General features: G+C 61.8%; 25 protein-coding genes. 9 read left to right on the top strand and 16 right to left on the bottom strand.

Annotated elements, in window-relative coordinates:
- Positions 1-4 precede the first annotated feature (4 nt).
- From tauD to tauA, 4 genes are read right to left on the bottom strand one after another with little or no spacing between them, the layout of a single operon-like run.
- Positions 5-838 (bottom strand): taurine dioxygenase, encoded by an 834-nt coding sequence (tauD, locus tag M5B96_RS17440; RefSeq protein ID WP_248797976.1) that lies wholly within the window; start codon positions 836-838, stop codon positions 5-7.
- 57 nt (positions 839-895) lie between these two features.
- A complete protein-coding gene (tauC, locus tag M5B96_RS17435) occupies positions 896-1726 on the bottom strand; it encodes a taurine ABC transporter permease TauC (protein WP_248797975.1) in 831 nt (276 codons plus the stop codon).
- Positions 1723-2517 carry a taurine ABC transporter ATP-binding subunit gene (gene tauB / locus M5B96_RS17430; protein ID WP_248797974.1) on the bottom strand — a complete coding sequence of 265 codons (795 nt, stop codon included), beginning with the start codon at positions 2515-2517 and terminating at the stop codon, positions 1723-1725. Before tauB ends, tauC begins: the two co-directional genes overlap by 4 nt.
- A 21-nt stretch (positions 2518-2538) precedes the next feature.
- Positions 2539-3516 carry a taurine ABC transporter substrate-binding protein gene (gene tauA, locus M5B96_RS17425; protein WP_248797973.1) on the bottom strand — a complete coding sequence of 326 codons (978 nt, stop codon included), beginning with the start codon at positions 3514-3516 and terminating at the stop codon, positions 2539-2541.
- Between the two features lie 712 nt (positions 3517-4228).
- On the opposite strand from tauA, the gene M5B96_RS17420 reads away from it, so the two are divergent.
- From M5B96_RS17420 to M5B96_RS17380, 9 genes are all read left to right on the top strand, one after another.
- Positions 4229-5593, top strand: coding sequence for an OprD family porin (locus M5B96_RS17420; protein ID WP_248797972.1), 1365 nt, complete (start codon positions 4229-4231; stop codon positions 5591-5593).
- A 316-nt stretch (positions 5594-5909) separates the two neighbouring features.
- Positions 5910-6548: a peroxiredoxin gene (locus tag M5B96_RS17415; RefSeq protein WP_248797971.1), complete on the top strand. Its 639-nt coding sequence runs from the start codon at positions 5910-5912 to the stop codon at positions 6546-6548.
- 214 nt (positions 6549-6762) lie between these two features.
- Positions 6763-7356, top strand: a complete 594-nt coding sequence (ssuE, locus tag M5B96_RS17410) for an NADPH-dependent FMN reductase (RefSeq protein ID WP_248797970.1) — start codon at positions 6763-6765, stop codon at positions 7354-7356.
- Between the two features lie 93 nt (positions 7357-7449).
- Positions 7450-8415, top strand: a complete 966-nt coding sequence (locus M5B96_RS17405) for a sulfonate ABC transporter substrate-binding protein (protein ID WP_248797969.1) — start codon at positions 7450-7452, stop codon at positions 8413-8415.
- Positions 8416-8440: 25 nt separating this feature from the next.
- Positions 8441-9589, top strand: coding sequence for an FMNH2-dependent alkanesulfonate monooxygenase (gene ssuD / locus M5B96_RS17400; RefSeq protein WP_248797968.1), 1149 nt, complete (start codon positions 8441-8443; stop codon positions 9587-9589).
- A gap of 9 nt (positions 9590-9598) precedes the next feature.
- A complete protein-coding gene (gene ssuC / locus M5B96_RS17395; protein WP_248797967.1) occupies positions 9599-10390 on the top strand; it encodes an aliphatic sulfonate ABC transporter permease SsuC in 792 nt (263 codons plus the stop codon).
- Positions 10387-11193, top strand: a complete 807-nt coding sequence (gene ssuB / locus M5B96_RS17390; protein WP_248797966.1) for an aliphatic sulfonates ABC transporter ATP-binding protein — start codon at positions 10387-10389, stop codon at positions 11191-11193. The genes ssuC and ssuB overlap by 4 nt, the downstream gene beginning before the upstream one ends.
- A 41-nt stretch (positions 11194-11234) precedes the next feature.
- Entirely contained in the window at positions 11235-11450 is a 216-nt protein-coding gene (locus M5B96_RS17385; protein WP_248797965.1) for a TOBE domain-containing protein, read from the top strand.
- A gap of 585 nt (positions 11451-12035) precedes the next feature.
- A complete protein-coding gene (locus M5B96_RS17380) occupies positions 12036-12341 on the top strand; it encodes a DUF6124 family protein (protein WP_248797964.1) in 306 nt (101 codons plus the stop codon).
- A gap of 223 nt (positions 12342-12564) precedes the next feature.
- On the opposite strand, the gene M5B96_RS17375 is transcribed toward M5B96_RS17380, so the two are convergent.
- From M5B96_RS17375 to M5B96_RS17320, 12 genes are all read right to left on the bottom strand, one after another.
- A complete protein-coding gene (locus M5B96_RS17375; protein ID WP_248797963.1) occupies positions 12565-13194 on the bottom strand; it encodes a class I SAM-dependent methyltransferase in 630 nt (209 codons plus the stop codon).
- Between the two features lie 194 nt (positions 13195-13388).
- Positions 13389-14033 carry a methionine ABC transporter permease gene (locus M5B96_RS17370; RefSeq protein WP_248797962.1) on the bottom strand — a complete coding sequence of 215 codons (645 nt, stop codon included), beginning with the start codon at positions 14031-14033 and terminating at the stop codon, positions 13389-13391.
- On the bottom strand, positions 14023-15144 hold the full coding sequence (locus M5B96_RS17365) for a methionine ABC transporter ATP-binding protein (protein WP_248797961.1): 1122 nt from the start codon (positions 15142-15144) through the stop codon (positions 14023-14025). The genes M5B96_RS17370 and M5B96_RS17365 overlap by 11 nt, the downstream gene beginning before the upstream one ends.
- A 1-nt stretch (position 15145) precedes the next feature.
- On the bottom strand, positions 15146-15955 hold the full coding sequence (locus M5B96_RS17360) for a MetQ/NlpA family ABC transporter substrate-binding protein (protein WP_248797960.1): 810 nt from the start codon (positions 15953-15955) through the stop codon (positions 15146-15148).
- Positions 15956-16062: 107 nt separating this feature from the next.
- Positions 16063-17418 carry an LLM class flavin-dependent oxidoreductase gene (locus M5B96_RS17355; RefSeq protein ID WP_248797959.1) on the bottom strand — a complete coding sequence of 452 codons (1356 nt, stop codon included), beginning with the start codon at positions 17416-17418 and terminating at the stop codon, positions 16063-16065.
- Complete coding sequence (locus tag M5B96_RS17350; RefSeq protein ID WP_248797958.1) at positions 17418-18611, bottom strand: SfnB family sulfur acquisition oxidoreductase; 1194 nt, start codon at positions 18609-18611, stop codon at positions 17418-17420. Before M5B96_RS17350 ends, M5B96_RS17355 begins: the two co-directional genes overlap by 1 nt.
- A 23-nt stretch (positions 18612-18634) precedes the next feature.
- Complete coding sequence (locus tag M5B96_RS17345) at positions 18635-19876, bottom strand: SfnB family sulfur acquisition oxidoreductase (RefSeq protein WP_248797957.1); 1242 nt, start codon at positions 19874-19876, stop codon at positions 18635-18637.
- 211 nt (positions 19877-20087) lie between these two features.
- Positions 20088-20843: a hypothetical protein gene (locus M5B96_RS17340; protein WP_248797956.1), complete on the bottom strand. Its 756-nt coding sequence runs from the start codon at positions 20841-20843 to the stop codon at positions 20088-20090.
- Positions 20844-21254: 411 nt separating this feature from the next.
- On the bottom strand, positions 21255-22004 hold the full coding sequence (tcyN, locus tag M5B96_RS17335) for an L-cystine ABC transporter ATP-binding protein TcyN (RefSeq protein ID WP_248797955.1): 750 nt from the start codon (positions 22002-22004) through the stop codon (positions 21255-21257).
- A gap of 4 nt (positions 22005-22008) precedes the next feature.
- Positions 22009-22674: a cystine ABC transporter permease gene (gene tcyL / locus M5B96_RS17330; RefSeq protein WP_248797954.1), complete on the bottom strand. Its 666-nt coding sequence runs from the start codon at positions 22672-22674 to the stop codon at positions 22009-22011.
- Positions 22674-23471, bottom strand: a complete 798-nt coding sequence (gene tcyJ, locus M5B96_RS17325; RefSeq protein WP_100942607.1) for a cystine ABC transporter substrate-binding protein — start codon at positions 23469-23471, stop codon at positions 22674-22676. Before tcyJ ends, tcyL begins: the two co-directional genes overlap by 1 nt.
- Before the next feature lie 284 nt (positions 23472-23755).
- Positions 23756-24748 (bottom strand): D-cysteine desulfhydrase, encoded by a 993-nt coding sequence (locus M5B96_RS17320; protein ID WP_248797953.1) that lies wholly within the window; start codon positions 24746-24748, stop codon positions 23756-23758.
- Positions 24749-24865 lie beyond the last annotated feature (117 nt).

Genomic DNA, 24865 nt, shown 5'->3' with positions numbered 1-24865 from the left:
AGGGTCAGAACGGCGCATCACCGAGAATGGTCGCCCGGTGCATCACCCGGCGGTTCGGCCGGTAATCGTCTACCGCGTAATGCTGGGTCACGCGGTTGTCCCAGAATGCCACGTCATGCTCCTGCCAACGCCAGCGAATGGTGAACTCCGGACGCGTCGCATGGGCGAACAGCAACTTGAGAATCGCCTCGCTCTCGGCCTCCTCCAGCTCGTTGATCCGGGTGGTGAAACCCTCGTTGACGAACAACGCCTTGCGTCCGCTCACCGGGTGCGTGCGGATCACCGGATGCGACAGCGGCGGGTTCTTCCTGCGGGTCTCCTCCCAGCGCGCCAGGTCCTCGGGCGTATTGCCGAAACGCTCGACAGGAAACGACTTGATGAAGTTGTGCGTCGCCGTCAGCCCGTCCAGCAACTGCCGCAACGGCGCCGACAAGGCTTCGAACGCCGCGATGCCACTGGCCCACAGGGTGTCGCCACCAAACGCTGGCAGCTGCTTGGCGCTGAGCACCGCCCCCAGCGCCGGGGTCGGCAGGAAGGTCACGTCGGTGTGCCAGATCGCATTATCGCGCACGTCGGTCACCGCCGTGTCGAGGACCAATACCTCCGGTTGCTCCGGTACGTTCGGGTAGATCGGATGAATATGCAGATCGCCGAAATACGCGGCGAAGGTCGCCTGCTGCCGCGGATTCAACGGCTGGTTACGGAAGAACAGCACCTGATACTTGAGCAGGGCCTGCTGGATGGCATCGCGGTGCTCGACAGTCAACGGCCGGTTCAAGACAGCGCCGTCGATCTGCGCGCCGAGGGCGGCGCTCAGGGGAGTAATGGTCAGGCTCATGATCGTTCTCTTCATATACGCGCCGGACTGTCGGCGTGGTCAATACCTTGCGGGCTGTCAGTGAGCCTGGCCGTGCCACGGCACCAGCTTGCGTTGCAGCGCGCGCAGGCCCATCTCCATGGCAAAGGCGATCAGCGCGATCACCAGGATCCCCAGCACCACCACATCGGTCACCAGGAACTGCGCCGCCGACTGCACCATGAACCCCAGGCCGCTGGTGGCGGCGATCAGTTCGGCCGCCACCAGGGTCGACCAGCCGACACCGAGGCCGATGCGCACGCCGGTGAGAATGTCCGGCAAGGCGCTGGGCAGGATCACATGGCGAATCAGTTGGGCACGGGTGGCCCCCAGCGATTGCGCGGCCCGCAGCTTGGCCGGGTCGACGGTGCGTACGCCGGTGGCGGTGGAGATGGCGATCGGGGCGAAAATCGCCAGGTAGATCAGCAGCACTTTCGACAACTCGCCGATTCCGCACCAGATCACGATCAGGGGCAGATAGGCCAGCGGCGGAATGGGTCGGTAGAACTCGATCAGCGGATCGAAAATGCCCCGGGCGATGCGGTTATGGCCGATGGCGATGCCCACGGGAATCGCGGTCAACACCGCAAAGCCGAGGCCCAGGCCGATGCGTCCCAGGCTCGCGCCCAGGTGCTGCCACAGCGTCGAATCCATGTAGCCCTTGGTCGCCAGCAACCAGCCTTTTTCCAGCACCGCGCCCGGCGGCGGCAGAAACAACGGTTCGATGAGGCCGGCAGCGGTCACTGCCCACCAGAGCAGGACCAAGGTCAACAGGGTCAGCACGCTGATCCAGCGCGTGCTCAGGCTGCGGCGCACCGGCACGACTTTCGGTTTGCTCGCCAGCGTCACCGGCAATTCATAGCTGCTCATACGAACTCCTGCCGCTGGGCGGCGCTGCGTTGGGAGAACACACGGGCCAGCACGTGCTCGCGGGTTTCGATAAAACGCGGGTCGGACTTGATCGCCCGGGCCGATTCACCGGCGCTGTAGCGCTGGCCGAAATCCAGGCTCAGGCGTTCGACGATCTGCCCCGGATCGGGCGCCAGCAGAATCAGCTCGGTGGCGAGAAAAACCGCCTCTTCTATATCGTGGGTAATCAGGAACACCGGCTTGGCGGTGCGGCGCCAGACTTGCAGCAACAGCTCCTGCATCTGTTCGCGGGTAAAGGCATCGAGGGCGCCGAACGGCTCGTCCATCAGCAAGACCCGAGGATCCGCCGCCAGGGCGCGGGCCAGGCCGACACGCTGTTTCTGACCGCCGGAAAGTTGCCAGATCCGGCGCTTGTCAAAACCGGCCAGGTCCACCAGGGCGAGCATCTCCCGGGCGCGGCTTTCACGCTGCGGCCGGGGCATCCCGGCCAGTTCCAGGCCGAAGCCGACGTTGGCCAGCACATCCTGCCAGGGCAACAGGGCGTCATCCTGGAATACCACGCCACGCTCGGCACTCGGACCTTTGACCGGCACCCCGTCGAGGCTGATGCGGCCGGCACTCGGCTCGACGAAACCGGCGATCAGGTTCAACAGCGAAGTCTTGCCGCTCCCCGAAGGCCCGAGGGCCACCAGCAGTTGCCGGGGGCCGAGGCTGAGGGAGATATCCGCCAGCACCGGCTCAGCCGCGCCGGGGTACTGTGCGCTGATGCGCTCCAGCTGTAACAAGGCCATGACGGCGGCTCCTCGGCGGAATCAGTTGGTGATGAACTTGGCGCTGACATAAGGGGCGTAGTCCGGCAGCACGGCTTCGACCTTGCCCTGCTCTTTCAGGAACGCGGCGGTGTCGGTGATGGCCTGGGCGGTCGGTTTGCCGAGGACGCTGACCTGGTCAGCCGCCAGCGGGTAGACGTTGCCTTGCAGCAGCAGGGGGATGTCAGACGCCTTGGCGCCGGAGAGCTTCACCAGCTTGTCGACATTGCCCTTGTCCGCCAGCCAGGCTTGTGGGTCCTTGCGGTACTGGGCGTAGGCATCCAGGGTGACCTTGGCGAAAGCCGTGACGATCTCCGGGTGCTTCTCGGCGAAATCCTTGCGCACGATCCAGGCGTCGAAGGTCGGCGCACCGAACTTGGCCAGTTCACCGGAAGTGATCAGCACCTTGCCGTTTTCCTTGGCCACGCCCAGGGCCGGGTCCCAAACGTAGGTGGCGTCGATATCGCCGCGTTTCCAGGCAGCAATAATGGCCGGTGGCGCAAGGTTGAGAATCTGCACTTTCGAAGGATCGATGTTCCAGTGCTTCAGCGCGGCCAGCAGGCTGTAGTGCCCGGTGGAAACAAAGGGCACGGCGACTTTCTTGCCGATCAGATCCTGGGGCGAATTGATCCCGGAGCCATCGCGGGCCACCAGGGCTTCGGCGGCGCCGATCTGGGTGGCGATCAGGAAGGTTTCCACCGGCACCTTGCGGGTGATGGCCGCGGTCAGCGGACTCGAGCCGAGGTAGCCGATCTGCACATCGCCCGAAGCGATGGCGGCGATGATATCGGCACCGTTATCGAATTTGCGCCAGTCGATCTTGGCGTGCGTGGCTTTTTCATAGGCACCGTCGGCCTGGGCGACTTTCGCCGGATCGACGGTGGTCTGGTAGGCCACGGTCACGTCGGCGGCCTGGGCAAACCAGCTGGCCCCGGCCAGGGACAAGGCCGCCAGGAGGCGGAGTGGTGCGTGCAGTTTCATGGGACAAGTTCCTCGACGGGCGACCGGGAATCGGCATGTCGAGAGACTAAATGATCTAAGAATCTTAAAATAAATAACTTATTTGCATTAGCTTATGAGTCAAAACATGACACTCGCCAGCGCGACAGCCGGCGGCTGGCGCTTGCAGCGCCAGCCAGTGTCTACGAGGTGCCGCAGCGTCAGCCGCGCAACGGAAAATCCACAAAAGAACTAAAACCGACGAATGAAGGTGCGTTCCGCGTTTTTTCTTCTATGGTTCTTGGCACAGCTACATGTCAGCCGTCCGGCTTAATCAGACAAATGCTGTAATAAATTGACGGGAGTGGCAGCCTTTAGCCATGATTGCGTCGCCTTTTTGAACTTTCCTGTCCCTGAGAACTTATCTCAAATACAGATTGAGCTATAAAGGGGACCAAAAATACGTTTCAGAAATAAGTCTGGAGGCCGACACAGACCTCAGGCCTGAGTAAATACTCAGACGGTTTATTCCTGAATCGTCTTAAAAAGGACGAAATAGTTCTTTTTGGGTTTATGAAAATTTTCATTACCCTGCAAGGACCAAATTTACGGCAGTTAGACCAAAGTCTAGGCATGGTTTGTTACGATTGACTTGCCAGTCACGATCTGGTGCTAATCGCGCATCTGTGGCTACAAAGGGACGCTAGATCCCCGGCCAGGACACACAAAAATTAGAAATGAGAGGAGCTGTACCATGAAGAAGTCCACCTTGGCCCTGGCTGTGGCCGTAGGGGTTTTGGCGCAACAGGCTTATGCAGAAACGCAAGCCGAAGCCAAAGGTTTTATCGAAGGCGCTACGTCGACTCTGGGCCTGCGTAACTTCTACATCAACAACGATAACCGTAGTGGGAAACCCGCTCAGAGCTTGTCCTCGGAATGGGGTCAAGGCTTCGATCTGCGCTTCAACTCCGGTTACACCCAAGGCACTGTAGGTTTCGGCCTTGATGTTATCGCCCTGGAAGGTATTCGACTGGATACCGGTGGCGGTTCCAACGGTGCGACCAAAACCAACTACAGCAGTACCGTTTTCCCAAGCGAAGCTACCGGCGGCAAAAACGCCAAGTCCGTCAACGACTTCGGCAGCCTGGGCCTGACCGGTAAAGTCCGCGTTTCGCAGACCGAGCTGAAGATTGGTACCCTGTTGCCGAACAACCCGGTGATCAAGGCCAACGACGGTCGTCTGTTGCCACAAACCTTCACCGGTGGCCAGGTCACTTCGAACGAGATCAAGGACCTGACCCTGACCCTCGGTCAAATCGAGAAGGCCAAGGGCCGTAACTCCAGCAACGACGAAGATCTGTCGATCGCAGGCGCCAACAGCTCCTCCGACTTCACCAAGGGCAAGTTCAGCAACAAGTTCCTGTACGCAGGTGCCGACTACAAGATCACCAAGGATCTGGTCGCTTCGTACTACTACGGCGAGCTGAAAGACTTCTACTCGCAGAACTTCCTGGGTCTGGTACACAACTGGGCGATCGGTCCTGGCGTGCTGAAAAGCGACCTGCGCTACTACCGTAGCCGCGACAACGGTGCCAACGGCAACACCTCCGGCTACTTCACCTCGGGTTACTACACCGATGCTGCCAAGCCTGTAACCGCCGGCAAGGTTGACAACGACCTGTACAGCTACCTGGCCCTGTACTCGGTTGCCGGCCACACCTTCGGTGGCGGTTATCAGTACACCAAAGGCGAAAGCGACTTCCCATGGCTGAACCAAGGTGACGGCTCGTCGAACAGCACCATCACCGACATGCAGATCCAGAAGTTCGCCCGTGCCGGGGAGAAGACCTGGCAAGCTCGCTACGCTTATGACTTCGCTAAAGTTGGCGTACCTGGCCTGACCGCTGGCGTGATCTACCTGCACGGCGAAGATATCAAGACCACCACTGGCGACAAGAGCGAGTGGGAACGCGATATCAGCCTGGCCTACGTGATTCCTGAAGGCACCTTCAAAAACCTGGGCTTCGCCTGGAAAAACGCGATGTGGCGTACCAACGTTGCCACTAGCAACCAAGACGAAAACCGTCTGATCGTCAGCTACTCGATCCCGCTGCTGTAAGCGTGATCGTTTAAAGTCGAGATCCACACTCAGCCCGGCGCAATGCCGGGCTGAGTGCTTCACCTCCTGCATAACACTATCTCTCAGCTTCGCCTCGAACGCCAACCTTCGACAGCACGGCGCCCAGTACCCACTGAGTTACATCCCCTTAGCCCTCTCACAAGCTATGGACAAGGTTGCTCCCGCGCGCGCGCGGCGTCCAATGAAGAACTTTTTAATATTCAATTTAGATCTAAATAAATCGACATTTATTCTTTTTAAATAAATCCCGCAGCAGGCACAGTTAGCTCATCACGCACTCACCAGGAGCAGCACCATGAGCCTAAGACTCGGCGACATCGCCCCCGACTTCGAACAGGATTCCAGCGCCGGCAAGATTCGTTTCCACGAGTGGCTCGGCGACAGTTGGGGCGTGCTGTTCTCCCATCCGGCGGACTTCACCCCGGTGTGCACCACCGAGCTGGGCTTTACCGCCAAACTGAAGGACGAATTCGCCCAACGCGGCGTCAAGGCCATTGCCCTGTCGGTGGACCCGGTGGATTCGCACCACAAGTGGATCGAGGACATCAACGAGACCCAGCACACCGTGGTCAACTTCCCGATCCTGGCCGATGCCGACCGCAAGGTGTCCGATCTCTACGACCTGATCCACCCGAATGCCAACGACACCCTCACCGTACGCTCGCTGTTCGTGATCGATCCGAACAAGAAGGTGCGGCTGACCATCACCTACCCAGCCAGCACCGGGCGCAATTTCCACGAGATCCTGCGGGTGATCGACTCCTTGCAGCTCACCGACAACTACAAGGTGGCCACCCCGGCCAACTGGCAGGACGGTGACGAGGTGGTGATCGTGCCATCGCTCAAGGACGAAGACGAAATCAGGAAACGCTTCCCCAAAGGTTACCGCGCAGTGAAGCCGTACCTGCGCCTGACGCCGCAGCCCAACCGCTGAAAGCCATTTTTTACCGACTCACGATGCAGGGGTTTCAGGCCGTTTCGACGGCCTGTTTTTTTGCCTGGAAAAAAAGCCACCCGCATATTCTTTTGAAGAATAAACAAATGAAAAAATAAGATTTATAGATATATAAATCTACTGATATGGTCTGTCCATCTTGGTGAGATCGCAGCCCGCGAATCGCCGACAAACGTTTTAAGGAATTACCGGCATGCTGGTCGTCACACTTGGAGGAAGCCCCAGCCAGCGATCACGCTCGGGGGTATTGCTGGACCAGGCCAAACGCTGGTTGATCGAACAAGGCGTGGAAGTGGTGAGTTACCAGATCCGCGACTTCCCGGCCGAAGACCTGCTGCACGCGCGCTTCGGCAGCCCACAGATCATCGACCTGCTGCAACAGATCGAAAACGCCGACGGCCTGGTCATCGCTACGCCGGTGTACAAGGCCTCGTTCTCCGGGGCCCTGAAAACCGTACTCGACCTGCTGCCCGAACGCGCCCTGAGCCACAAGGTGGTGTTGCCCATGGCCACCGGCGGCAGCATCGCCCATATGCTCGCGGTGGATTACGCCCTCAAGCCGGTGCTGTCGGCGCTCAAGGCCCAGGAGATGCTCCACGGCATCTTCGCCGAGGACAGCCAGATCGCCTATGGCGAAGGCAGCGCCCAGGCGCAGCTGGCACCGGCCCTGAAACAGCGCCTGAACGAGGCCCTGGAACAGTTCCACAGCGCCCTGGCGCGGCGCCCCAAGCCGCTGGACCCGACACTGCTCAACGAGCGCCTGCTCACGGCTCGCTGGAGCATCTGAGCCGCTTTAGCCGATATCGATGTACTGGCCTTACTCGCCCGCCAACGGGCAAGCAGGTGCAGCCAAAACCCTCACAGCAAAAAGGAGAGCGCCATGCGCACTGTCATTTTGCGTCGTGGTCTGGTCGCTCTGTTTGCTGCGGCTGTCACCTTCGGCGCCATCACTCAAGCTCAAGCCGAGACGCTACGGATCGGTTATCAGAAATACGGCACCCTGGTGCTGCTCAAGGCCAAGGGCACCTTGGAAAAACGCCTCGCCGTCCAGGGCGTGCAAGTGCAATGGACCGAATTCCCTGGCGGCCCGCAACTGCTCGAAGGGCTGAACGTCGGCTCCATCGACTTCGGCGTGACCGGCGAAACGCCGCCGGTGTTCGCCCAGGGCGCCGGTGCCGACCTGCTCTACGTCGCTTCTGAGCCGCCGGCTCCCAGCAGCGAAGCGATCCTGGTGCCCAAGGACTCGCCGATCAAATCGGTACAGGAACTCAAGGGCAAGAAGGTCGTCCTCAACAAAGGCTCCAACGTCCATTACCTACTGGTCCGCGCCCTTGAAGACGCCGGCCTGAAATACAGCGATATCCAGACCGTATTCCTCGCGCCGGCCGATGCCCGCGCCGCTTTCGAGCGCGGCAGCGTCGACGCCTGGGTGATCTGGGACCCATACCAGGCCGCCGCCGAACAACAGCTCAAGGCCCGCACCCTGCGTGACGGTAGCGGCCTGGTGGACAACAACCAGTTCTACCTGGCGACCAGGCCCTATGCGGAAAAACATCCCGAAGTGATCAAGGCCCTGGTGGAAGAAGTCCGTGCCGTGGGCGACTGGTCCAAAGCCAATCCCGAGGAAGTCACCACCCAGGTGGCACCGCTGCTCGGCCTGCCCGCCGACATCACCCTGATCTCGGTGAAACGCCAGGGCTATGGCGCGCAGTTCCTCACTCCGGAAGTGATCGCGGCGCAACAGAAAATCGCCGACAGCTTCTACCAACTCAAATTGATTCCCAAGCCGCTGAGCATCAAGGACGTGATCTGGACCCCGCCGGCAACTGTCGCCAAAGCACTTTGAACCGTATTTCTTAGGAGACCACTCCATGAGCCTCAATATTTTCTGGTTCCTGCCTACCCACGGTGACGGCCATTACCTTGGCACCGCCGAAGGCGCTCGCGCCGTCGACCACGGTTACCTGCAGCAGGTGGCCCAGGCTGCCGACCGCCTCGGTTTCGGCGGTGTACTGATCCCCACCGGACGCTCCTGCGAGGACTCCTGGCTGGTGGCCGCTTCGCTGATCCCGGTGACCCAGCGCCTGAAATTCCTCGTTGCCCTGCGCCCCGGGATCATCTCCCCGACCGTGGCGGCACGCCAGGCCGCGACCCTCGACCGGCTGTCCGGCGGGCGCGCGCTGTTCAACCTGGTGACCGGCGGCGACCCGGACGAACTGGCCGGCGACGGCCTGTTCCTCAGCCATGAAGAGCGCTACCAGGCCTCGGTGGAATTCACCCGCATCTGGCGCCGCGTGCTGGAAGGCGAAACCGTCGACTACGATGGCCGGCACATCAGCGTCAAAGGCGCCAAGCTGCTCTACCCGCCGATCCAGCAACCGCGTCCGCCGCTGTACTTCGGCGGTTCTTCGGAAGCCGCCCAGGACCTCGCCGCCGAACAGGTGGACATGGTCCTGACCTGGGGTGAACCGCCCGCCGCCGTCGCCGAGAAGATCGAGCAAGTGCGGGCCAAGGCCGCCAAGCTCGGGCGCAGCGTGCGCTTCGGCATTCGCCTGCATGTGATCGTGCGTGAAACCAATGCCGAAGCCTGGCAGGCAGCGGACAAACTGATCTCCCACCTCGACGACGAGACCATCGCCCGCGCGCAGAAATCCCTGGCGCGCTTCGACTCCGTCGGCCAGCAGCGCATGGCCGCCCTGCACGGCGGCAGCCGCGACAACCTGGAAGTCAGCCCCAATCTCTGGGCCGGCGTCGGCCTGGTCCGTGGCGGTGCCGGCACGGCGCTGGTGGGCGACGGCCCGACCGTGGCCGCACGGGTCAAGGAATACGCCGGCCTGGGTATCGATACCTTTATCTTCTCCGGTTACCCACACCTGGAAGAGTCGTACCGGGTCGCCGAACTGCTGTTCCCACATCTGGACATCGAGCGTCCGGAACTGCCGAAAAGCGCCGGTTACGTCAGCCCCTTCGGTGAGATGGTCGCCAACGACATCCTGCCCAAAGCCGTGTCCCAGAGCTGAGGCCGCGCCATGACGAGCTTGAGCAGACTTATCCACCGGCTCGCGCCCTGGGCCCTGCCGGTGCTGTTGCTGGCGGTGTGGCAACTGTCGGTGTCGGCCGGTTGGCTGTCGACCCGGATCCTGCCCGCGCCGAGTGCCGTGGTCGAAGCCGGTATCGCCCTGGTGAAGAGCGGCGATCTCTGGAAACACCTGGCTATCAGCGGCTGGCGCGCCGGGATCGGTTTCGCTATTGGCGGCGGCATCGGCCTGGCCCTGGGCTTTATCACCGGCCTGTCGAAATGGGGCGAGCGCCTGCTCGACAGCTCGGTGCAGATGATCCGCAACGTGCCGCACCTGGCGCTGATCCCGTTGGTGATCCTGTGGTTCGGCATCGATGAGTCGGCGAAGATTTTCCTGGTGGCCCTGGGCACCCTGTTCCCGATCTACCTCAACACCTACCACGGCATCCGCAACGTCGACCCGGCGCTGGTGGAAATGGCCCGCAGCTACGGCCTGTCCGGTTTCAGCCTGTTTCGCCAGGTGATCCTGCCGGGCGCCCTGCCCTCGATTCTGGTCGGCGTGCGCTTTGCCCTGGGCTTCATGTGGTTGACGCTGATCGTCGCGGAAACCATTTCGGCCAGTTCCGGCATCGGCTACCTGGCGATGAATGCCCGGGAATTCCTGCAAACCGACGTGGTGGTGTTGGCCATCGTTCTCTACGCCGTCCTCGGCAAACTGGCGGACCTCGCGGCCCGCGGCCTGGAACGGGTCTGGCTGCGCTGGCACCCGGCCTATCAAGTGAGCAAGGGCGGTGCGCAATGACGGCTCAACAACCTCCACGCCTGCTGCGGGGTATTCCGCTGGCGGTGCGCAAGCTGCAAAAGACCTTCGGCCAACGCCAGGTGCTGCGGGAGATCGACCTGCATATCCCGGCCGGACAGTTTGTCGCCGTGGTCGGCCGCAGCGGTTGCGGCAAAAGCACCCTGCTGCGCCTGCTGGCCGGTCTCGACCAACCCAGCGGCGGTGAATTGCTGGCTGGCTCGGCGGCCCTGAGCGACGCCCGCGAAGACACCCGGCTGATGTTCCAGGAAGCGCGTTTGCTGCCCTGGAAAAAGGTGATCGACAACGTCGGCCTCGGCCTCAAGGACAACTGGCGGCCCCAAGCGCTGGAAGTGCTGGAAGCGGTCGGCCTGGCGGACCGTGCCGATGAATGGCCGGCGGCCCTGTCCGGTGGCCAGAAGCAGCGCGTGGCCCTGGCCCGTGCGCTGATCCACAAACCGCGCCTGTTGCTGCTGGACGAGCCGCTGGGGGCCCTGGATGCCCTGACCCGGATCGAGATGCAGCAACTGATCGAACGTCTCTGGCAGCAGCATGGTTTTACCGTATTGCTGGTGACCCACGACGTCAGCGAAGCCGTGGCCATCGCCGATCGGGTGATCCTGATCGAGGACGGCGAGGTCGGCCTGGACCTGCACGTCGAACTGCCGCGTCCGCGGGCGCGTGGTTCGCATCGCCTGGCGGCGCTGGAGAGCGAAGTGTTGAACCGGGTGTTGTCGCTGCCTGGCGTACCGCCCGAGCCGGAACCCGTATCCCCCTTGCCCACGCAGTTGCGTTGGGCGCTGTAACCCATGCCTTGCCTACTCAATCCACGACAGGAATCAATGCCATGACCATCAAAGCCATCAACGTTCGCAACCAGTTCAAGGGCACCATCAAGGAAATCGTCAGCGGCGACGTGCTCTCGGAAATCGATGTGCAGACCGCTTCGGGGATCGTCACCTCGGTGATCACCACCCGTTCGGTGAAAGAACTGGAACTGCAGATCGGCAGTGAAGTGATCGCCTTTGTGAAATCCACCGAGGTGTCCATCGCCAAGCTGTAAGTGATGGAAACCTATGGCCCCGAAGGGTTAGGCCCTTCGGGGTTTTCTTTTTTGGGGAGAGGGACAGATGAAATCGATGTCAACGCACCGCAACCGCGGAATACACACTTGTGGCGAGCGGGCTTGCCCGCGCTGGGGTGCGAAGCAGCCCTGAAATCAGTGATCACGGAGTGTCAGGCAGAGCGAGGTATCCGGTTTTACGACTGCTTCGCAGCCGAGCGCGGGCAAGCCCGCTCGCCACAAGGGAGTGTTCCAAGCCTGAACCGAGGACTATTCCCTTTCCCTTGCGTGAACTTTCCTAGAAAATCCTTTCGGCTTGCGCCTGCCATTCTCGGGACCTAGGCTTGGACCTGTCACTGCAAAAACACAGTGATCGGGTTTGGTCACCCGTCGAATGTCAGGCGCACCAGCGCCACCACTGTCTCAGGCGCTTTTTTGTGTCTGTCGCTTTATGGTGGGCTGTGCGCGGGGCGCCTTCGGGTGCGCCGGGTGCCTGACATCCCGGTTGACCAACCTGCGTACGGCCTGCCACCTCTCGTTTGGTCACGAAGGTGATGGGTTCTCAACCATGTCAGGAGAATCACCATGTTCAAAGTCACGCCCAACCCGCCAGCCCAATCGCTTGAGAAGAACGATCCCGCTTTCCAGGCTGCCGCCGAACGCGCCTTCGCTCACTATGAATTGCCACATCATCCTGTGCGCAAATCGCCCCTCCCGAACCCCGAAGACACCCTGAACAATCTCGACTCGATCCTGCGTTCGGCCGCCGCAACGGCGTATGAGTCCGCCGATCATCTGAGCGGCACACCTCGCCAACTGGCGATGGCCTCGGTGCATCTGATCGAGCTGGCGCAGAGCCAGGTGGATGACTTGCTCGCACAACGGCACTGACGCGTTGGATATGTTCCTTGTGGGATCTTGAAAGTGCCGCGATCCCTGTAGGAGCCAACTTGCCGGCGATAGCGGTGGTGAATGTGACATTGCTATCGCGGGCAAGCTCCGCTCCCACAAGTTCGGGGGCATCCACAAAATTTGCGAACAACTCGGACATTGTGGGAGCGGAGCTTGTCGGACGCCGCACCGCCGCGAAGACGTCAGTACCGGCACCGCAGAATCAGGCCTTGCGCCAAACGCTCGCCAGCCATGGCTGTTGCTCTCGCGGCAGGCCAGCAGGGCGATAGTAGTGCTCCAATTCGACAAATCCCGCCGCTGTCAGCAGCTCCCGCCAGGCTTCCAGGTCGTGGTACGAGCCATAACGCTCGCCGTTCCAACCTTCCTGGTTTTCCCCACGCGGGTTGGAACTGAACAACACGCCATCGGGCTTCAAGGCACCGTGCAATTGCCCCAGCACCCGTGGCAACTCCTGGCGCGGGATATGGAACAACACGGCATTGGCGAAGATCCCGTCGAAGCGTTCAGATGGCAAATCGAGTTCAAGGAAGTTCTGTTGCAGCACCTCGCAACCACTGTCCTCGCGGGCCATCTGCGCAAAGCGCTCGGAGCCGTCGAGGCCGACCGAAATATGACCCATGCGGGTGAAAGTCTGCAAATCCCTTCCCGGACCGCAACCAAAATCCAGCACGGTAAACGGCGCCGCCCCCTGGATATGCCGCAACAACGCGTCGATGTTCTGGCTCACATCGTGGTCGCGGGTGCCTTCACGAAAGCTTTCGGCACTGCGGTTGTAATGACCAAGGGTGGTGGAAGCAATCTGTTCGAGGTCGTTGGGGCCGAGGGTTTTCATTGAAGTCTGCACGGGCTGGGAGGCGGATGTTCCGAATATACCATCCAGGCTATTTCTGCGGTGCCTGTCAGGCCGTCTTCGCGGGCAAGCTCCGCTCCCACAGGGCTCGCGATCGGACACAAGAATCAGATACGGCGACAAAACTGTGGGAGCGGAGCTTGCCCGCGAAGAGGCCCGACCAGACAACCAATATCTCAACGCTTGTTCAGCACCCGCGCCAACCGATCCCCACCCAACTGAATCACCGCCACCAGGATCACCAGCAACACGATCACCGTCAGCATCACCTGGCTGTCGAAACGCTGATAACCGTAGCGATAGGCGATATCCCCCAATCCGCCCGCGCCAATCGCACCGGCCATGGCCGAGGAATTGATCATGGTCACCAACGTGATGGTGAAACCGCCGACAATCCCCGGCAACGCCTCGGGCAACAGCACATGCCAGACGATATGCCAGCGTCGGCAACCCATCGCCTGGGCCGCTTCGATCAGACCATGATCGACCTCGCGCAGGCTCACCTCGGCGATCCGCGCAAAGAACGGCGTGGCCGCGATGGTCAGCGGTACCACGGCGGCCCACACCCCATAGGTGGTGCCGACAATCAACCGGGTAAAGGGAATCAACGCCACCATCAGGATCAGGAACGGGATCGAGCGGAACAGGTTGACGAACGCCCCCAGCACCCGGTTCACCACCGGTGCTTCGTAGATCCCGCCCTTGTCACTAGTGACCAGGATCACCGCCAGCGGAATGCCCGACAGCAATGCAATCAGCGACGACACGCCGACCATCAGGAAGGTGTCGATCACCCCCTGCCACAAACGATCAAGCCACATAACCCAACACCTCCACCTGTTGTGCCCAACGCCCGGCCCGCTGGCGCAGTTCCTCGGCCCCCAGCGTCGAACCGTTCACCGACAGCAGCAACTGCCCCAGTGCATGCCCCTGGATCCGCTCGACACCGCCCTGCAACAAGCGCACGCGCCCACCGAGGGCACTGAATAGCGCCGCCAGATCCGGTTCGTCGGCGGCGCTGCCGGTCAATTGCAGGCGCAATACCACCGCCGACTCCGGCGACTCGGGCCGTATCCGCAAGCGCTCTTGCAGCTCCGCCGGCAAGGCATGTTGCAGTGGCGCCAACAAGGTCCGGCTGACCTCATGTTGCGGATCGCCAAACACCTGCCAGACCGGCCCCTGCTCGACCACCCGGCCGTGCTCCAGCACCACCACCCGATCGCAGATCTCGCGGATCACCGCCATCTCGTGAGTGATCAGGACGATGGTCAGGCCCAGGCGTTGATTGATCTCGCGCAGCAAGCCGAGGATCGATTGGGTGGTTTCCGGATCCAGCGCCGAGGTGGCCTCGTCACACAGCAGGATCGCCGGGTCATGGACCAACGCCCGGGCAATCCCGACCCGCTGTTTCTGCCCGCCGGACAGCTGCGCCGGATAGGCCTTGTACTTGTCCCGCAGGCCAACCAGCTCCAGTAGCTCACGGACCTTCTGCTCACGTTGCAGCTTCGGCACCCCGGCCACCTTCAACGGCAGCTCGACGTTCTGCCAGACCGTCTTCGCCGACATCAGGTTGAAGTGCTGGAAAATCATGCCGATGCGCCGACGCAATTCCACCAGGCGGTTTTCATCAAACTCACCGATATCGACCTGGTCGATCAGCACCCGCCCCGAACTGGGTTGTTCCAGGCGATTGATGGTGCGGATCAGCGACGACTTGCCGGCACCGCTGCGACCGATAATGCCGAATACCTCACCACGCTGGATGGCCAGGTCGATGCCTTGCAAGGCATGCACCGGGCCCTCGCGGCCATCGTAGGTCTTGCCCACGCCGATAAAACGCACATGGGCACGATTGAGTTCGGGATGCAGTTCGGTCTGCTCGGCACTGCGCGGCGTTTCCTCACGCGGGCGCTGGAGGTTGACGACACTCATGTCAGCCTTCCCAGCCGGCCTGGTACAGCTTGCCATGGGCCTTATCCAGGGCGGCGCGCACCGCCGGCGAGTGCTGGTAGATATCGACGAACTTGATCAGCCGCGGATCGGTTTTCTCTTTCGGCTGGATCACGAACTGGATCACGTATTCCTTGTGATCAAGGCCATCGAACAGCAGCGCGGAGCCGGCATCGAAGGTTTTCGCCAGGCGGATATAGGCCGGGTAGCCCTGGACCAGGTCGGCGTCATCGTAGGCGCGCACCAGTTGCACGGCTTCGACCTGGAGGATCTTGATCTTTTTCGGGTTGCTGACGATGTCGTCTTCGGTGGCCTTGTAGCCGACGCCGGGTTTCAGGCTGATCAACCCGGCCTTGGCCAGCAGTTGCAGGCCGCGACCGCTGTTGATCGGATCGTTGGCGATGGCCACGCTGGCGCCTTGCGGCAGCTCGTCGAAGCTTTTGTATTTCTTCGAGTAGAGGCCGACGTTGTTGATGATGCCGGGGGCGAAAGGCACCAGGTCGAAACCGGCGGCGGCCTTGGCGTTTTCCAGGAAGGGGATGTGCTGGAAGTAGTTCACGTCGATATCGCCGGCGGCCAGGCTGACGTTGGGTGCGATCCAGTCGGTGAACTCCACCAGCTCGACTTTCAGGCCCTGTTTGCCGGCTTCTTCGACGGCAGCCTCCAGCGGAATGGCGAAGGCGGCGGTGGTGCCGACCTTGAGCGGGGCGTCGGCGGCATGGGCCACGGCGCTGAAGAGGCCGAGGGCCAGGACCAGTGCTTTGACTGGTTGGGTGAGGCGTGTTGTTTTCATGATGGGTTTCCAGTCATAGGTTTTGGGGTGTCCGGGCGGGCCTCTTCGCGGCGGTGCGGCGAAGACGGCGGAACAGGCACAGCAGCATCAAAGGGTGACTCAGGTTCTCAGGACCGGCGATAACCCGCCCCGGCATGTTGCTGTGGCAAGTGCGCCTCACCGTGGAACAGCTTTTCGCGCAAGGTCCCACTGTCATAAGCCGTCTTGTACGACCCGCGTCGCTGCAACTGCGGAATCACCAGCTCGATAAAATCCACATAGCTTTCCGGGGTGACGATGCGCGTCAGGTTGAAGCCGTCCAGCCCGGTTTCGGCGACCCAAGACTCCAGCTCATCAGCCACCTGCTCGGCCGAGCCGACCACCGTGAAATAGCGCCCGCCCAAAGCATGCTGCTCAAGCAATTTGCGCCGTGTCCAATCGTTGTTCTGCAAGTTTTTGGTCGCCGACTGGATCGCATTGCTCTTTACGTACTGGATCGGCTCATCCAGTTCGTACTCGGCAAAATCGATTGCGGTGGACGCGGAAAAATGCGCCACTCCAGCCTCCGCGCTGGCATAGCCGAGGTACTCGGCGTGCTTGGCCCAGGCCGCCTCTTCGGTCTCGCCGACAATCACGTTCAAGCCCATAAAGACCTTGATACCGTCAGGATCACGTCCTGCCGCCAGCGCACTGGCTCGCACCTTGTCCACCTGGAGCTTGGTCGCGGCCTTGTTCTGCCCGCTGATAAACACGCACTCGGCATGCCGCCCGGCGAACGCCAGGCCACGCTCGGAACTGCCGGCCTGGAACAGCACCGGCGTGCGTTGCGGCGACGGCTCGCAGAGGTGATAACCCTCCACCTGATAGAACTCGCCGACGTGATTCACCTTGTGCACTTTCTCCGGCTGGGCGTAGATCCGCCGGGCCGGATCGTTGAGCACCGCGTCGTTTTCCCAGCTGCCTTCCCAGAGCTTGTAGAGCACCTCCAGGTACTCGTCGGCCTGGTCGTAGCGGCGGTCATGCTCGACCTGCTCCTTGAGGCCCATGGCCCGGGCGGCGCTGTCGAGATAACCGGTGACGATGTTCCAGCCGACCCGCCCACGGCTCAGGTGGTCGAGCGTCGACATCCGCCGGGCAAACAGGTACGGCGCCTCGTAGGTGAGGTTGGCGGTCAGGCCGAAACCGAGGTTTTTCGTCACCGCCGCCATCGCCGAAACCAGCAGCAACGGGTCGTTGACCGGCAACTGGATCGACTCTCGCAGCGGCACCTCCACCGAGCCTTGGTAGACGTCGTAGACCCCGACGATATCGGCGATAAACAGACCGTCGAACAAACCGCGCTCAAGCAACCGCGCCAGCTCGGTCCAGTACTCCAGCGTCTTGTACTGGGTCGAGTTATCCCGCGGATGGGTCCACAAGCCGTGGTTGATATGCCCGATGCAGTTCATGTTGAAGGCATTGAGCAGGATCTTTTTCTTCGCCATCAGATGGTCCCCCGCAGCGGCGGGTTTTCCGCGTTGAGGTAGTAGTTGCCCACCGCGTGGTACTTCCAGCGCACCGGGTCGTGCAGGGTGTGCACCCGCGCATTGCGCCAGTGACGGTCGAGCCCGTGCTCGGCCAGGGTCGCCTGGCTGCCGGCCAGTTCGAACAGGCTGCTGCCGGCGGCCAGGGAGATTTCGCTGCTGATGGCCCGCACTTCGGCGACGGCAATCGAGGCCGCCGCCACGCTCTCGGTATTGGTCTCGGCCTGGGCCCGGTCGAGGTATTCGCCGGCCCGCTCCAGCAAGGCCTCGGCGGCGTGCAGGCGAATGCTCAGGTGGCCGATGCTCTTGAGGGTCAACGGGTCTTCAGTCGCCTTGTCGCTGCCGGCATCGATCCAGGGACGCGTGCGGGTGCGGACAAAGTGCAGGGTGTCCTCATAGGCGGCGCGGGCAATTCCGGTGTCAATGGCCGCATGAAGGATCTGCGCCAGCGGACCGACCGGGGTCGGACGCTCGAAGGCAGTCTGAAAGGGGATCACGTCTTCGGCGGCGACATACACGTCCTCGAACACCACCGAACCGCTGCCGGTGGTGCGCTGGCCAAAACCGCTCCAGTCGTCGATGACGTTCAGGCCGGCGCTGTCACGCGGCACGAAGGCCAACTGCTGGACACCCTGTTCATCCACCACCGAGGTCGGAATGCGCTGGGCATACAAGGCCCCCGTGGCGTAGAACTTGCGGCCGTTGATGCGATAACCGTCGCCGTCCCGGCGCAGGCTGGTGACACGGTCGTGGGCGGTCTTGGTGCCCAGTTCGGCCAGGGCATTGCCAAAGCGCCGACCGGCGAGCACCTCCGCGTACAGGCGTTGTTTCTGCGCCTCGCTGCCGTTGACCCGCAGCACTTCCAGGGCATAGAAATGGTTCTGTGGAATCTGTCCCAGGGACGCATCGGCCTCGGCGATCAGTTGCGTGACCTTGGCCAGGGTCACGTTGGACACACCGGCACCGCCGTAGGTTTTCGGCACGCTGATGCCCCAGAGGCCGGAGCGGGAAAACACCTCCAGTTCCGCCAGTGGCAGACGCCGTTCGCGGTCGCGCAGGATGCTGTCGCGCTTGAAGTCTTCGGCCAGGTCGCTGGCCACGATCAGGGCTTGCTCGTCGCTGCTGATGATGGCGACGTGGTGAGAAATAGTCATGTGTTTCTCCAGAGGTCTGGTCGTCAAATCCAGGAATGCCGGGCCGGCAAACTGCCGTTCAGGTGATAGGCGCCCACGGCGTGATATTTCCAGCGCACCGGGTCGTGCAGGGTGTGTACCCGGGCGTTGCGCCAGTGCCGGTCGAGGTTGAATTCGGCCAGGGTGGCGCGGCTTCCGGCCAACTCGAACAGCTTCTCGCTGGCGAGCAGGGCGATTTCGGTGGTGAGGACCTTGGCCTCGGCCACGGCAATCGAGGCCCGCGCAGCAGAGGCCGCATCCACCGGCCTGGCGCTGACCTGGTCAAGCACTTGCCCGGCCTTGCGCAACAGCGCCTCGGCGGCGTGCAGTTCGATTTTCAATTTGCCGATATCGGCAATCACGTAGAGATCGTCACTGGCGCGCTCGACCTTGGCATCGACCCAGGGCCGCGAACGTTCGCGGACAAAGGCGATGCTGTCGTCGATGGCCCCACGGGCGATACCCGCGTCGATGGCGGCCTGGATCAGTTGCGAGAACGCGCCCTGGATATTCGGTACCTCGCCCTGGCGCCAGTTGTCCACTACGTCTTCCGCTTCCACCCGCACCTGGTTCAGCAATACAGTGCCGCTGGCGGTGGTGCGCTGACCAAAGCCCGACCAGTCGTCGACGATGCGCAAGCCCGGCGTACCACGCCGGACAAAGGCCATGACCTGGCGCCCTTCGTCGTTGATCGCCTTGACCGCCACCCAGTGGGCAAACAGGGCGCCGGTGGAATAGAACTTCTGGCCGCTGATGACAAACCCGTCACCGTCGGCAGTGATCCGGGTCTTGAGTTCCAGGGTGTTTTTCGTAGCGCGCTCAGGCCCAGCATTGCCGATGCGCCAGCCCTCCAGCACGCTCTGGAACAGCTGCTTTTTCTGGCGTTCGGTAGCGGTGCCCAGCAGCAACTGAAGAATGCCGAACTGGTTCTGCGGAATCTGTCCGAGAGCCGGGTCGGCGGCAGAAATGATCGCGAAGACTTCGGCCACGGTGACAAATGAGACCTGCGGACCGCCGTACTCACGGGGAATCGTGATGCTGCCCAGGCCGCTGCGGGTGAACTGCTCGATCTCGGCCCAGGGCAACCTGCGCTGACGGTCGCGGCCCGCAGCCTGCAAACGGGCCGCCTCGGCCAGCTCACGGGCGGCCTGCAGGGCTTCGGCATCATTGCGCAGCACCCGCGCCGGCAGCAGCAACGGGGCAATATCCAGGTCGCTCCGGACCTGTGCTTCATGCAAGTTAGACATCAACGCCACTCCGTGGCGTGCGCAATGCCCTGGCGATCCGCACAAGGGTGATTGTGTTCCTGACCATACCGTCCTCATCTCTGTTTGGAAGCATCGCGAAGGCGCGATGCCAGCGAAATCAAACAAGTCCGGTGGTCCGGTTTATATACCCTAAACGCGTATAAAAATTAAATAAACTACCCTTTAGGAATATGCATAGAAGGTCAGGCTCTCAGCCCCGGCAGGGTTGGGCGAGCTTGGCAAAAACCGGGCGCGGTGCCCTGATGTAATGCCGGGCGCTCCCCACCCTGAGCCGCCGCGCCGGCGCCCAACGGGAGTTGTTGCCGACCCGGTCGATCACGCAGTAGGTCAGGTCCAGGCCACTGTCTTCACCGGCTTCCTGGATGACCGCCGGGGGTACGAAGACCCTGACCGGCTTGCCGATGTCCTCTCCCGCGAGCTTGGGCAGGTCGAGGCGCACATCGCCCCAGAGCAGGGTGATTTCGTCCTCGGCGGCCATGTTCAGATAGGGCGCCAGGGTCAGCGGCACGCCCCGGCGCATCTGGCTGGGGTTGACCCCATAGCGCTGGATCGGCGCGGGAATGATCAAGGGCGCCAACCCCTGGTTTTCCTCACCGAAGGGCTGACCGCCCGGGCATGCGAGCTTGACCGGCACCTGCAACCGACGCGAACAGGCGCCGGCGCTGCCCACCCGCAGGACCCGATAGTGAACCCGCGCCATCCCATCCAGCACAAAGCTCTCCGGCACCCGCAAACTCAGCGACTGGCCCACCTCGTTCGCCGACACCTGCCGGGCGGTCACATAACAACCGTCCCAGAACAACTCGATCAGGTCGCCCTCATCCATGCCGACATAGGGTCGGATGACAATCGACAACTGCGCGGCGGCCAACAGGCCGATACCACGCGCATGGGCCTGGGGGACGACAGGCGGAGCCAGGCGCGGGGTTTCCTGAAAATGAGTCATGAAAAAATCCTTTTTTGTAGGGTGACGAAAAGTCCAACGTGCAGGCGCAGGCCTGGGCCGCATGAACAACCGTTGTCCTTGAACCTCAATAGGCGTCCTTACCGTCGAACATTCTGGAAGGCGCACGCGCAGTCCGGCGAACAGTTGGCCGAAAGGTGCATACAGTCCTGATAACGTCGTGCAGGTTGTGAAGTGCAGCTAAGAGTTTTGCCGGGAAGGTGTCAAGCCATTAAGCGGTCATGGCGGGGATCGTCCGGGAATTCGGACGCTTCCTACTTTCGCAGTCGTTAACGTGAAAGAAGAAGCAGAGGAAAGGCGATACCCGGCCATTAATACCGGGACTGAATAAAACAACTATTTGAAAGCCTCGTACTCATTCCCTGAGTACGCCTTATTTATCAAAGAAGTGTCCTACGTATTACCGAGAAACTTACTGAGAAACTGCCGGGTGCGCTCTTCCTTGGGATTGGCAAACAACGCCTTGGCTTCGCCTTGCTCGACGATCACACCCTTGTCGAAAAAGATCACCCGATTGGCCACATCCCGGGCAAAACCCATTTCGTGAGTGACAATGACCATGGTGCGTTTTTCTTCGGCCAGGCCACGAATGGTTGCCAGTACTTCACCCACCAGCTCAGGATCGAGGGCCGAAGTCGGCTCGTCGAAGAGGATCACCTCTGGCTCCATCGCCAGTGCCCGGGCAATCGCCACCCGTTGTTGCTGACCACCGGACAGCCGCCGCGGGTAGGCGTCTTCCTTGCCTGCCAGGCCGACCTTGGCCAGCAGCTTGCGGCCCAGGACCAGGGCCTGGTCACGCGGGGTCTTCTTGACCACCAGCGGGCCTTCGATAACGTTCTCCAACGCCGTGCGGTGGGGAAACAGGTTGAAGTTCTGGAACACGAAGCCAACCTGCTGGCGCAACTTGCGCACCAGGCCCAGTTGCTGGTTCAGCGGACGGCTGCCATCGATTTCGATGTCGCCGACCTTGATCCGGCCGCTGCTGGGTTCCTCGAGGAAATTCAGGCAGCGCAGGAAGGTGGTCTTGCCGGAGCCGCTCGGACCGATGATAGCGATCACCTCGCCAGCCTCGACCGTCAGGTCGATGCCGTTGAGCACGGTCTGCCCGTTGAATTGCTTGGTCAGTTTTTCAACCACAATCATGCTGTCAAGACTCCTGGTCATGCCGATTGACCCGCTCTTCCAGACGGTTCTGCAAGTGCGCGAGCAGGCTGGCAAGGACCCAGTAGATCAGGGCGGCGGCAAGATACATGGTGAAAATTTCAAAGGTCCGGGCAGTAATCAGCTGGGCCTGGCGGAACAGTTCCGGGACCTGGATGGTCGCAGCCAACGCCGTGTCCTTGACCAGGGAAATGAAACTGTTGCCCAACGGCGGAAGGGCCGTGCGCGCGGCTTGCGGCAGGATCGCCCGGCGCAGGGTCTGCGCCCGTGACATGCCGATGCTCGCCGCCGCTTCCCACTGGCCACGCTCGATGGAACTGATCGCGGCCCGGAGGATTTCACAGGCGTAGGCCGCCATGTTCAGCGAGAAGCCGATCAACGCGGCGGGCAGCGGATCCAGCTCGATGCCCATCTGCGGCAGTCCGTAATAGATCACGAACAGTTGGACCAGCAGGGGCGTGCCGCGAAAGAACGACACATAGACCCTGGCGATCCAGCTCACCGTCTTGAAGCGCGACAGGCGCATCAAGGCCAGGCCGAAGCCCAGCAGCAAACCGAAGAACATTCCACCCAGGCTGAGGATGACCGTGTAGTACGCGCCCTGGAGCAGAAAGGGCGCGGAGTCGAACGCAAGCTGAAAAGCTGCTTCCATTATTGAGTGACGTCAGCGTTGAAGTACTTTTCCGACAGCTTCTTCAAGGTGCCGTCGGCGCGCAGTTCGTCGATGGCCTTGTTCACCGCAGCCAGCAACTCGGGTTCGCCTTTGCGCAGGGCGATACCAGCTTCCTGGCGGGAGAAGGGTTCGCCGGAGACGGCCAGGGTATCGTTGGTCTTCTTGATCAGTTCGAAGGCCGCCAGGCGGTCCACCAGAATCGCGTCGATACGACCTACGCGCAGGTCCTGGTATTTGGTCGGATCATCGTCATAGGTCTTGATGATGGCTTTCGGCACATTGTCCTTGAGCCATTGTTCATAGTTGGTGCCCAGGCCGACACCGACCTTGTGACCCGCCAGATCCTGGGCGGTCTTGAACTTGTCGGCGTCCTTCTTCTGCACCAGGGCCTGGATACCAGAAACGGTATAGGGCTCGGAGAAGTCATACTTCTTCTTGCGCTCTTCGGAGATGGTCACCTGGTTGATCACCGCGTCCAGGCGCTTGGACTCCAGGGCGGCGAGAATCCCGTCCCACTTGGTCGGTTGCAGCTTGACCTTCACCCCCAGCTTTTTCGCCAGGGCGTCGGAGAACTCGACCTCGAAGCCGGCCAGCTTGCCGTCGGCACCGATGAAGCTGAACGGCGGGTAGGTGCCTTCCAGGCCGACGTTGATGACGCCGGCCTTCTTGATGTTGTCCAGCTGCTCACCGGCAAAGGCCTGGCCAAGCAGTCCGGCACCGAGGACCAGCCCCAGGCTGCCGACCAGCAGACGCTTGCGAAATGCGGAAATATTCATGACGAGCCCCGTGTGTTTTCTTATGGGAAGGAACGCGAAACTGACGCTCTGGAGAGCAGCGTCAATCCTGCCTTAAAGCGGCGCCGGCGTCTCGCGCCAAATCGCCTGCGCCGCGACTATAGCGAGCGCTTAATATTCTATAAAATAATAAAAAACTATTTGTATATTCTATTCTATTACCTACTGCCCCCCAATTGATGTCGGACTGCCCGCCTCTTGTGGGAGCCGGGCTTGCCCGCGATGAGGCCCGACCAGGCGATGCAAGGCTCACGCTCAGGATCGGGTTACAGCATAGCGTTGTAGGCGAACAATGCCGGCGCCCCGCCGGTGTGCAGGAAGATGAGCGGACCGTCCTCGAAACGCTGGCGACCGATGCCGTCGAGCAGCCCGGCCATGGCCTTGCCGGTGTAGACCGGGTCGAGCAGGATGCCTTCCTGGCTGGCCAGCAGCTTGACCGCCGCCAGGGTCCCGGCGTTCGGCTCGCCATAACGGGGCGCGAAATATTCGTCCCAGAGCTCGACCTTGAAGCTGGCGGGCAGCGGCACACCCAGCAACTCGGCCGTGCGCTCGGCCAGGCCCTGCACCTTCGGCCGCTGCGCCTCGTCGCTACGCGATACCGTCACGCCGACCACCGGCAAGCCCGGCAGCGCTTCGCTCAGGGCCAGGCCCAGGCCGCTGTGGGTGCCGGCACTGCCGGAAGCCAGCACCACCGCGGCAAATGCCAGCCCACTGTCTTCGATCTGCGCCGCCAGCTCGAAGCCGGCCCGCACATAACCCAACGCACCCAGGGCATTGGAACCGCCGATCGGCACCAGATAGGGCTTCTTGCCGTTGCCGCGCAGGCGCTCGGCCAGGGCCTGCAGCTGCTCGTCGGCATTGTCCAGGTTGTCCACCAACTCGACCCGGGCGTCGAACAGGTCGAGCAAAAGGCGGTTACCGTTGCCCAGGTAGTTGGCGTCCGCGGTGCCGATGGGGTTTTCCAGCAAGGCCACGCAACCCAGTCCGAGACGGGCCGCCAGGGCTGCGGTCTGGCGCACATGGTTGGACTGGATGGCACCGGCGGTGATCAGCGTATCGGCGCCGACCGCCAGGGCATCGGCGCCCAGGTATTCCAGCTTGCGCAGCTTGTTGCCACCCAGGGCCAGGGGCGTCAGGTCATCACGCTTGATGTAGATATCACGGCCCACCCACGCCGACAGGCGTTCGAGCTTTTCCAGAGGCGTGGCCTGGGCCAGGAGTTCCAGACGGTTAAAACGGGCAAGCTGTTGTTTGATCATGGGGTCCGAGCTGACTGTAGGAGATGCCTGGACTATAGGCAGCGACTTTTCCCCAGGCAACTGTCATTCGCTTATGCCGGAAAGTTCTGAGTAAAGCACCATTCGTTCTTAATTACC

This window comes from Pseudomonas sp. MWU13-2105, from assembly GCF_023242315.1.
GTDB lineage: Bacteria > Pseudomonadota > Gammaproteobacteria > Pseudomonadales > Pseudomonadaceae > Aquipseudomonas.
Note: the sequence above shows the minus strand (reverse complement) of the source record. Positions and strands in the feature narration are given on the sequence as shown.

Bases quoted from the DNA above. Each gene is read 5' to 3' on its own strand.
- tauD (WP_248797976.1), bottom strand. From the start codon at position 838: ATGAGCCTGACCATTACTCCCCTGAGCGCCGCCCTCGGCGCGCAGATC.
- tauC (WP_248797975.1), bottom strand. From the start codon at position 1,726: ATGAGCAGCTATGAATTGCCGGTGACGCTGGCGAGCAAACCGAAAGTC.
- tauB (WP_248797974.1), bottom strand. From the start codon at position 2,517: ATGGCCTTGTTACAGCTGGAGCGCATCAGCGCACAGTACCCCGGCGCG.
- tauA (WP_248797973.1), bottom strand. From the start codon at position 3,516: ATGAAACTGCACGCACCACTCCGCCTCCTGGCGGCCTTGTCCCTGGCC.
- M5B96_RS17420 (WP_248797972.1), top strand. From the start codon at position 4,229: ATGAAGAAGTCCACCTTGGCCCTGGCTGTGGCCGTAGGGGTTTTGGCG.
- M5B96_RS17415 (WP_248797971.1), top strand. From the start codon at position 5,910: ATGAGCCTAAGACTCGGCGACATCGCCCCCGACTTCGAACAGGATTCC.
- ssuE (WP_248797970.1), top strand. From the start codon at position 6,763: ATGCTGGTCGTCACACTTGGAGGAAGCCCCAGCCAGCGATCACGCTCG.
- M5B96_RS17405 (WP_248797969.1), top strand. From the start codon at position 7,450: ATGCGCACTGTCATTTTGCGTCGTGGTCTGGTCGCTCTGTTTGCTGCG.
- ssuD (WP_248797968.1), top strand. From the start codon at position 8,441: ATGAGCCTCAATATTTTCTGGTTCCTGCCTACCCACGGTGACGGCCAT.
- ssuC (WP_248797967.1), top strand. From the start codon at position 9,599: ATGACGAGCTTGAGCAGACTTATCCACCGGCTCGCGCCCTGGGCCCTG.
- ssuB (WP_248797966.1), top strand. From the start codon at position 10,387: ATGACGGCTCAACAACCTCCACGCCTGCTGCGGGGTATTCCGCTGGCG.
- M5B96_RS17385 (WP_248797965.1), top strand. From the start codon at position 11,235: ATGACCATCAAAGCCATCAACGTTCGCAACCAGTTCAAGGGCACCATC.
- M5B96_RS17380 (WP_248797964.1), top strand. From the start codon at position 12,036: ATGTTCAAAGTCACGCCCAACCCGCCAGCCCAATCGCTTGAGAAGAAC.
- M5B96_RS17375 (WP_248797963.1), bottom strand. From the start codon at position 13,194: ATGAAAACCCTCGGCCCCAACGACCTCGAACAGATTGCTTCCACCACC.
- M5B96_RS17370 (WP_248797962.1), bottom strand. From the start codon at position 14,033: ATGTGGCTTGATCGTTTGTGGCAGGGGGTGATCGACACCTTCCTGATG.
- M5B96_RS17365 (WP_248797961.1), bottom strand. From the start codon at position 15,144: ATGAGTGTCGTCAACCTCCAGCGCCCGCGTGAGGAAACGCCGCGCAGT.
- M5B96_RS17360 (WP_248797960.1), bottom strand. From the start codon at position 15,955: ATGAAAACAACACGCCTCACCCAACCAGTCAAAGCACTGGTCCTGGCC.
- M5B96_RS17355 (WP_248797959.1), bottom strand. From the start codon at position 17,418: ATGGCGAAGAAAAAGATCCTGCTCAATGCCTTCAACATGAACTGCATC.
- M5B96_RS17350 (WP_248797958.1), bottom strand. From the start codon at position 18,611: ATGACTATTTCTCACCACGTCGCCATCATCAGCAGCGACGAGCAAGCC.
- M5B96_RS17345 (WP_248797957.1), bottom strand. From the start codon at position 19,876: ATGTCTAACTTGCATGAAGCACAGGTCCGGAGCGACCTGGATATTGCC.
- M5B96_RS17340 (WP_248797956.1), bottom strand. From the start codon at position 20,843: ATGACTCATTTTCAGGAAACCCCGCGCCTGGCTCCGCCTGTCGTCCCC.
- tcyN (WP_248797955.1), bottom strand. From the start codon at position 22,004: ATGATTGTGGTTGAAAAACTGACCAAGCAATTCAACGGGCAGACCGTG.
- tcyL (WP_248797954.1), bottom strand. From the start codon at position 22,674: ATGGAAGCAGCTTTTCAGCTTGCGTTCGACTCCGCGCCCTTTCTGCTC.
- tcyJ (WP_100942607.1), bottom strand. From the start codon at position 23,471: ATGAATATTTCCGCATTTCGCAAGCGTCTGCTGGTCGGCAGCCTGGGG.
- M5B96_RS17320 (WP_248797953.1), bottom strand. From the start codon at position 24,748: ATGATCAAACAACAGCTTGCCCGTTTTAACCGTCTGGAACTCCTGGCC.